Raw genomic sequence first — 7073 nt, forward strand, 5'->3', positions numbered from 1 at the left:
GACATCCTCGCCGACCCGGACTTCCGCTCCCTGATCGACCTGCGCGAACCCACCGCGGCGCTGTTCGTGTCGGTGACCCACTGCCTCACCGACGAGCAGGACCCGGCCGCCATGATCCGCCGCACCGTCGACGCGCTCCCCGCCGGCAGCGTCGTCGTGGTGTGCCAGCTCGTCAGCGACGACGAGCGGATGCGCGAGGACGTCACCCGTCTCATGCGGGACGGCACCGGCGGCAAGTGGGGCCGGGTGCGCACCGAGAGCGAGGTGCGGGCGTTCTTCGACCTCGACCGGCTGCGGATCGAGGAGCCGGGCCTCCTGGACGTGACGCACTGGCGTCCGGACCGCGACGTCCACCCGCGGCAACGTACCGACGAGTGGATCGAGTTCGGCGGACTCGCCGTCGTCCTGTGACACCGCCCGCCGATGCGCGGGCCCGGCCGCACTCACTGCGCCGGCCGGCTCCCCGCCCGCTCGCCGTGCCAGGCGATCGCGGCGCGGATCAGCTCCCGGCTGGGCTCCCGGCGGCGGGCGCGCAGCGCGACGTCGTTCAGGATCTCCTTGTAGTCCTCGAAGCCCGCCGAGCCCTCCGCCCGGTCCGGGTAGTAGTAGTGGCCCTCCCGGTCGCCGGTCTCCACGTAGATCAGCTCCGTGATCGTCCCGGGCTTGTCGAAGTCCAGCTTGGTCAGGTTCGTCACCTGCAGCGCCAGCGGCAGTTCGACCGGGATGATCCGGACGCCGATGTTCGGCGTCTCGGTGTACTCCAGCAGCTTCTCCAGCTGGTCCACCATCAGCGCGTGACTGCCCATCACCCGGTGCAGCGCGGCCTGCTGCATGCAGAACACCGCCCGGATCCCCGACTCGAACACCACCCGCTGCCGCACCAGGCGGGACCTGACCACGCCCGGCACCTCGTGCTGCCGGCTGCGCACCAGCGTGGCCCTGGTGACGGCCTCCATGTACGCCCTGGTCTGCAGGGCGCCCGGAACCACCTGGGAGTCGACCGCGATCAGCTGCCGGGCCTCCTGCACCATCCCGGACAGCCGCTGCTGCGCGCCCGCCCCGGCGTCCCGGTGGAAGCCGGGCTGGCTCTTCTGCGAGGCGGCGGCCGCGAGTTCCGTCAGGCGTGCGCGACGGGGCCCGTGCTCCACCTCCAGGGCGTCGAGGATGCGGGCGACGTCCTCCGGGTTGTTCAGCCGGCGCTGACCGTTCTCGATCCGGCTCAGCTTCGACACCGAGATGTGGGCCCGTGACGCCACCCACGCCAAGGTCCGCCCGCCGCGCAGCACCCGCAGGTCGATGCCGACCTGCGCGGCGGGAACAGACCATTCCGGCGCAGGTCGATGCCGACCTGCGCGGCGGGAACAGACCATTCCGGCGCGCCCGAGTCACGACCCCGGCAAATCGGGATCACATTTTCGTTCGAATATTCGCCGTCGAACATGTCAGCGACCACAAGGGCCCCCCTTGCACAAGCCAATTAGATCGGCAAGCTTGGCACAAGGAGGGCCACTGCGTCATACCGGAGGTTTCCCGGAGCGGGGAAACCCCCTTCGATCAGGCCAACAGGTGGTCGAACTCCTCCCGCTTCGCGCCGTCGAGCCAGGCGTCGATCTCCGCCCGTGTGAAGATCAGCGCCGGACCGGACGGGTCCTTGCTCTGCCGCACGGCCACCCGACCGTCCGCCAGGCGACGCAACTCCACGCACTCGCCGGAACCTTGACTCTTCTGCGCCACCTGCCAGGGGTGGGGCGAGTCGATGCCGTCCGCCGGCATTCCGTTGTAGAACGCTCCGACAACGTCCACGGCACGTCTCCTCTCCGATGAATCCCGCCCGCCGGTCCGCCAGTCATACTTTTTCGGACCTCCGCAGATCAGCGACCCGGGCAATCCCACGTGCAATTGCCCGGGGCGGCGAAGTGAATCATTGCGCCCAAAAATCGAACAACGCCACTCCCCGATAGGGTGATCCGAAATCGAAGCCGAAAAACAATGATCGCATTCTGATATCACCGGCACGGTCGACATCGCTCGCCCCACCATCCCCGACGTCGCCTTCTTCACCCGCGTGGTGGCTTGTCCGGCCCGGCGAGTCGCACACAGACTTCCCCCCGGGACTCCCCCTTCCCCCTTCCCCGTCACCGGAGGACAGCGATGACCAACGCCAAGCGCGGATCCGAGGCCCTGCTGCAGGCCTGGCGCGACGCCGGCCAGCCGATCAGCGACGAGTTCGTCTCGGGCCTCGCCGACATCACGTCCGAGCTCGTCCTGGAGCGGATCCTCATCCGCGGCATCCCCCGCCCCGACGGCCTGCACGCCACGTTCCGGGCCGACAGCGACAGCCAGGGCGCGCAGATCGGGTCGGTGGTCCAGCAGATGGTGGACCTGGCCCACCGGACGAACGTCGCCCACAACAGTGCCTTCACCGTGCTGACCCGCGGACTCCCGCCGGTCGTCGACGCCCAGATCATCGAGGTGGCCGTCGGGTCCGGCAACCTCGTCCACTGATCCCCGACCGGACACCCCGATGACTCTTCCCGGCCGGGCCTTCCTGCAGGTGCACCCGACCCGGCGCTGCAACCTCCGTTGCCTGCACTGCTACTCCTCCTCCGGGCCGGATGTCGCGGAGACCACCGAACTGCCCGTCCTGCAGCGGGCGGTGGCCGACGCAGCGGCCCTCGGGTACGACGTGCTCGGGGTGTCCGGGGGTGAACCGACGCTCTACCGGCCGCTGGACGAGCTGCTGCGAACGGCCCGCTCGCACGGCATGCGGACCACCGTCACCAGCAACGGCATGCTGCTCACCGGCCGCCGGCTGTCCGAACTGGCCGGTCTGGTCGACGTGTTGGCAATCTCGCTGGACGGCGTGCCGGACAGTCACGTGCGGATGCGCCGGGATCCCCGGAGCTTCACGGCCATGGAGCGCAGGCTCCCGCTGGTCCGGGCCTCCGGGATCCCGTTCGGCTTCATCTTCACCCTGACCCAGTTCAACATCCACGAGCTGGCCTGGGTGGCCGACTTCGCCGTCGCCGCAGGGGCGACCCTGTTGCAGATCCACCCGCTCGAAGCCGAGGGCAACGCGGTGGAGGCCCTTCCCGACGCGGTGCCCGACGTGACCGAGATGCTCTTCTCGGTGCTGGAGGCCGCGCGGCTGCGGACCTCGACGGACCTCGTGATCCAGCTCGACCTGGTGGAACGCGGGAACCTCGTGTCCCAGGCCGACCGCTTCCTGCTCGACGACGGCGACGTTCGGGGAGACGGGCCGGTCGAACGGCTCAGCTCCTGGCTGTCACCGCTCGTGGTCGAGACGGACGGCACGGTCGTGCCCTTCGCCTACGGGTTCGACCGCCGGTTCGCCCTCGGGAACCTGCACGAAGCGCCGCTGTCCGCCCAGGCCCGCAGCTGGGACCCGGCCCCGTTCCGCAGCCTGTGCCGGAGCGTGCACGCCGACCTGGCGGGCGAGCACGGGCCCGCCTTCGTGAACTGGTACGACGAAGTCACCCGCGCCTCGCGGGCGGCGAACCTCGTCGGTTGACGCTGCTCACTGCGAACCCGGATCCGGGTTCATGCAGATCCTCCACGACTGCAGGCAGTCGGTGTTGCACGGCTGCCAGGCGTCGAAGTCGTCCTGGAGCGGGTCGCACCCCTGCTCGCAGATGTCGTAGGAGTGCTCGCACGCGTTGATCAGGTCGAGCTGCTCCTGCGTGAACATCGGCGCGATCCGGTCGGCGGGCGCGGCGCGGGGCCGGCCGCGGGGCCGGTGCGCCCCGGTGCGGAGTCGGACGGCGGCCTCGGCGCGGAAACCGGGGATGGTCATGGCGGATCCTCCCGTCTCGGCCTCGTGGGGCCCGGAGCCCTCGCTCTCCAGGCCAGGGCGGCCCGCCGAGGTGCGCGGGCGGGGGCGCGGACGCAGCCTGGAAGTGCGGGACGTCGGGGGTGTGCACGTCCGGTGGGGTGGGTCACGGTCTCCGGAACGGTCTCGGCGTGCGGGTGGTGTCCTGCGTCCCCACCAGGTGAGGAGTGTCCGACATGACGACGGGCGAGAGGCGCGACCGCCGCGAACAGACCGCCGGGAGTGCGCCGCGGCGGGTCCGGCTGCCGGGCTTCGTCACGGACGAGGACATCGGGCTCGGCGACGCCGTCAAACGGGTCACCTCGACGCTGGGCATCCGGCCCTGCGGCGGGTGCGAGCGGCGTGCCGCCGCGCTGAACCGCCTGCTGGTCGTGTCCGGTGGGCCGAGTCGTCGGCAGCGGAACTGACCTCCGAGGAGCCAGCGATGGAACAGGACCAGGACTTCAGCGAGCCGGTGCAGAGCCGCCCCCCGGAAGCGCCGGGAGCGGACCGGCAGGTGCCCGAACCACCGCCGGACGAACGGCAGTCGGCACCGGACCCCGACCTCCGCGGCAGCTGGACGGATCCGCCCGGCCGCCTCGAACCCGCGTCCGCGCCGGTCGTCCCGGCCTGCGGGTGCGGCGGTTCGGGCGCCGACACGACCGAGGGGCAACGGGAATCGGACCGGCCCACCTTCGTCTACGCGATCGGCCAGGTCGACTTCCGCTTCCCGAGCCTGGGGGTCGAGAAGGAGCTGGCGCAGGCCGTCGGGCGCGCGGAGACCTCGGGGCTGACCGACCGCCAGACCGTGCACTCGATCATCTCCCGGCCCGAGAACCGTTACCTCGCACGGCAGTTGTGCTACGTGCTGAACATCCAGGGCATCGACACCTACTTGCTGCGCCCCCGCGATCCGGCCGACGTCGCGCTGCTGGTGGACGCCGTCCGGCCCGACCCGCGTCCGACGGACCTGGACGTGGTGATCGGCCTGCGGGGGCCGTTGGCGCCGCCGTCGCTCTGCAACGGCCTGACACTCCCCGTGGTCTTCTTCGACCAGCTCTACTCCTTCGACGGCGCGGAGCTGATCCGCGCGATCGAGCGGCCCGCAGCGATCCCGGCCGACCGGTTCGAGTCCGCCTCCCACGAACTCCTCAGGCGGATCCTGCACATGGGCGACAACGCCGGAGACACCGACGAGCACCGCGCGCTCAACTACCTGGCCGTCCGGTACGAGAAGATCTACCACCGGACCGTGGCGGCGTTCGCGGCCGACTCCGCGCTCAGCGCGGTCGAGGTCTTCGACTCCAGGCTGAGCGGCGCCCGCCGGATCCTCGACGTGGTGCTCTCCTACACACACCGCCGGAACGACGTCACCGAGAAGTACTTCGTGCGGCTCGACTGCACCGAGGAGTTCCCCTTCGTGGTGACGAAACTGACGCCCTACTACGACCGCTGACCGGCCACCGACCGGCCACCGGCCGAGACGAGGTGAGCGACGATGAGCATTCCGGGTTTCACCGCGGACACGGTGACCCACCGAGGCAGCGGAGAGTGCTGGACGGGGTACGGCGCCCAGGCACAGGGAAAGCCGGGCATGGTGCCACAGGCTGGAGCCGTCCAGCGGACGGGCACCCTCGACAAGGAGATGGTCTGCGCCCGGCGGTGTGAGAACCGATGCCGGCCGTTCTGCCACAACCCGCTCAGCGAGCAGTGCGACGTGTGCTTCACCCCCTGCATGGATATCTGCCTGGGCCCACCGACAGTGTGAATCTGTTCTGAGACGAGGTGTGTACCGATGAGGATGCCAGGCTTCACCGCCGAAGCGGCGGTCTACCGGAGCCGGGGGCACTACCGCCCCGGACCGTCCCGGGGTGGGCCGGCAGGTGTGAACACCCTGGTGCCGTCCGCACGGTCGGGCAGGGGCGCGGGGTCTTCGATCAGCCCGTTCTGCGTCACCAAGTGCCGTTTCACCTGCTTCCTGTCCTGCAGCAATCATCCGTTCAGCCGGGGGTGCCGGACCTGCTTGAGCAACTGCCACGCCCTCTGCCCGCCGGACTCGAACGGGTGAGGCCGCTCGATCTGGTCGGGCTGGTGCCGCTGATGGCGCGCAGTGCCGGCCGGCCGGAGGTCGCCGTCGGGTTGCTCGACGGCCTGGTCGCCGTCGGACAACCCGCTTTCGCCGGGCGGCGGTTGCATGTTCTGCCCGGCCGTCCGAACGCCGCCGGCGGGCCGGTCTGCGCGACCGCCGGCGACGGCCCCTGTGTGCACGGCAGCTTCGTCGCCGGCGTGTTGAGCGCCGACCGCGCCTCGCCGTCGCCGGGCATCTGCCCCGACTGCACGCTGCTGATCCGCCCCGTCTTCGCCGGCCACCGCGCCGACCCGCCTGCCGCACCGGCCGGTTGTCCCACCCCGCTGGACGCCTCGATCGAGGAGCTGGCCGCCGCCGTCGTCCAGGCCGTCGACGCCGGAGCCCGGGTGCTCAACCTGAGCGTCGCGCCCGAGCGGCCGTCCAGCAGCGGGCACCGCGAGCTGACGGCCGCCCTGGACCACGCGGCGGCGCGCGGCGTACTCACCGTCGTCGCGGCCGGCAACCAGGGCCGGCTGGGCAGCTCCGTGCTGACCCGCCACCCCTGGACCATCCCGGTCGTCGGGTACGACAGCCTGCGCCGCCCGATGGACCTGTCCAACCTCGGCGGCTCGATCGGCGCCCGCGGTGTCGGCGCACCGGGACGGGCCGTGGTGCACCTGAACCCCGCCGAACGCCCGCTCGTCCTCTCGGGCACCAGCGTGGCCGTCCCCTTCGTCACCGGGACCCTCGCCCTGCTGCTGTCCTGCTTCCCGCACGCCACCCCGGCCGAGGTCCGCGCCGCCGTCCTCCGCGGCGCCGCCCGCCCGTCCGCACGGCGCTCGGTGGTGCCGCCGCTGCTGGACGCCCGGGCCGCGTACGAGCACCTGCGGGGCTGATCTCCGACCGACGGGGTCGGTCACCTGCTCGTCGGCAGGGCGGCGACGGCGGTCGCCCACGGGTAGGCGGCGACGTTCCCCCGCTCCGGCGGGTGGGGCGTGAAGCCGCTCGTTCCGAGGAGCACCGTCACTCCCTCCTCCCGCAGGACGGTGACGCTGCGTCGGACGGCGGGGTGTGCGGCCAGGGCCGTGTTGAAGTGCGGCAGCGCGACGATGGGCAGGCGCAGGCCGATCCCTTCGGTCAACACGCCGAGGGCGAGCGTGTCGCAGGTCCCGGCGG

General features: G+C 71.4%; 9 protein-coding genes and 1 pseudogene. 6 read left to right on the forward strand and 4 right to left on the reverse strand.

Translation table 11 applies throughout. From position 1 onward, the window contains the following. The coding region (locus IEZ12_RS38155; RefSeq protein WP_229847412.1) for an SAM-dependent methyltransferase at nucleotides 1-411 on the forward strand (411 nt) is incomplete at its 5' end. 32 nt (nucleotides 412-443) lie between these two features. Here the strand turns inward: IEZ12_RS38155 and IEZ12_RS10615 are convergent. Continuing rightward, the gene (locus IEZ12_RS10615; RefSeq protein WP_268250243.1) at nucleotides 444-1370 is read right to left on the reverse strand and encodes a Scr1 family TA system antitoxin-like transcriptional regulator; all 927 of its coding nucleotides are present in this window, start codon (nucleotides 1368-1370) and stop codon (nucleotides 444-446) included. A 184-nt stretch (nucleotides 1371-1554) separates the two neighbouring features. Next, nucleotides 1555-1803, reverse strand: coding sequence for a DUF397 domain-containing protein (locus IEZ12_RS10620; RefSeq protein ID WP_229847413.1), 249 nt, complete (start codon nucleotides 1801-1803; stop codon nucleotides 1555-1557). 348 nt (nucleotides 1804-2151) lie between these two features. On the opposite strand from IEZ12_RS10620, the gene IEZ12_RS10625 reads away from it, so the two are divergent. After that, a complete protein-coding gene (locus IEZ12_RS10625; RefSeq protein ID WP_189271773.1) occupies nucleotides 2152-2505 on the forward strand; it encodes a hypothetical protein in 354 nt (117 codons plus the stop codon). A 19-nt stretch (nucleotides 2506-2524) separates the two neighbouring features. Continuing rightward, nucleotides 2525-3532: a radical SAM protein gene (locus IEZ12_RS10630; RefSeq protein ID WP_189271774.1), complete on the forward strand. Its 1008-nt coding sequence runs from the start codon at nucleotides 2525-2527 to the stop codon at nucleotides 3530-3532. Between the two features lie 6 nt (nucleotides 3533-3538). On the opposite strand, the gene IEZ12_RS10635 is transcribed toward IEZ12_RS10630, so the two are convergent. Beyond that, nucleotides 3539-3814 carry a hypothetical protein gene (locus tag IEZ12_RS10635; RefSeq protein WP_189271775.1) on the reverse strand — a complete coding sequence of 92 codons (276 nt, stop codon included), beginning with the start codon at nucleotides 3812-3814 and terminating at the stop codon, nucleotides 3539-3541. A gap of 212 nt (nucleotides 3815-4026) precedes the next feature. Here IEZ12_RS10635 and IEZ12_RS10640 point away from each other — a divergent pair, with 212 nt between their 5' ends. From IEZ12_RS10640 to IEZ12_RS10650, 3 genes are all read left to right on the forward strand, one after another. Beyond that, the gene (locus IEZ12_RS10640) at nucleotides 4027-4257 is read left to right on the forward strand and encodes a hypothetical protein (RefSeq protein WP_189271776.1); all 231 of its coding nucleotides are present in this window, start codon (nucleotides 4027-4029) and stop codon (nucleotides 4255-4257) included. 17 nt (nucleotides 4258-4274) lie between these two features. Continuing rightward, nucleotides 4275-5285, forward strand: coding sequence for a cyanobactin maturation protease PatG family protein (locus IEZ12_RS10645; protein ID WP_189271777.1), 1011 nt, complete (start codon nucleotides 4275-4277; stop codon nucleotides 5283-5285). Nucleotides 5286-5893: 608 nt separating this feature from the next. Next, complete coding sequence (locus IEZ12_RS10650) at nucleotides 5894-6793, forward strand: S8 family serine peptidase (protein ID WP_189271778.1); 900 nt, start codon at nucleotides 5894-5896, stop codon at nucleotides 6791-6793. A gap of 20 nt (nucleotides 6794-6813) precedes the next feature. Here IEZ12_RS10650 and IEZ12_RS38160 read toward each other — a convergent pair. Continuing rightward, a pseudogene (locus IEZ12_RS38160) lies at nucleotides 6814-7073 on the reverse strand (flavoprotein); the annotation flags it as partial.

The organism is Kitasatospora griseola, from assembly GCF_014648555.1.
GTDB classification, from domain to species: domain Bacteria; phylum Actinomycetota; class Actinomycetes; order Streptomycetales; family Streptomycetaceae; genus Kitasatospora; species Kitasatospora griseola.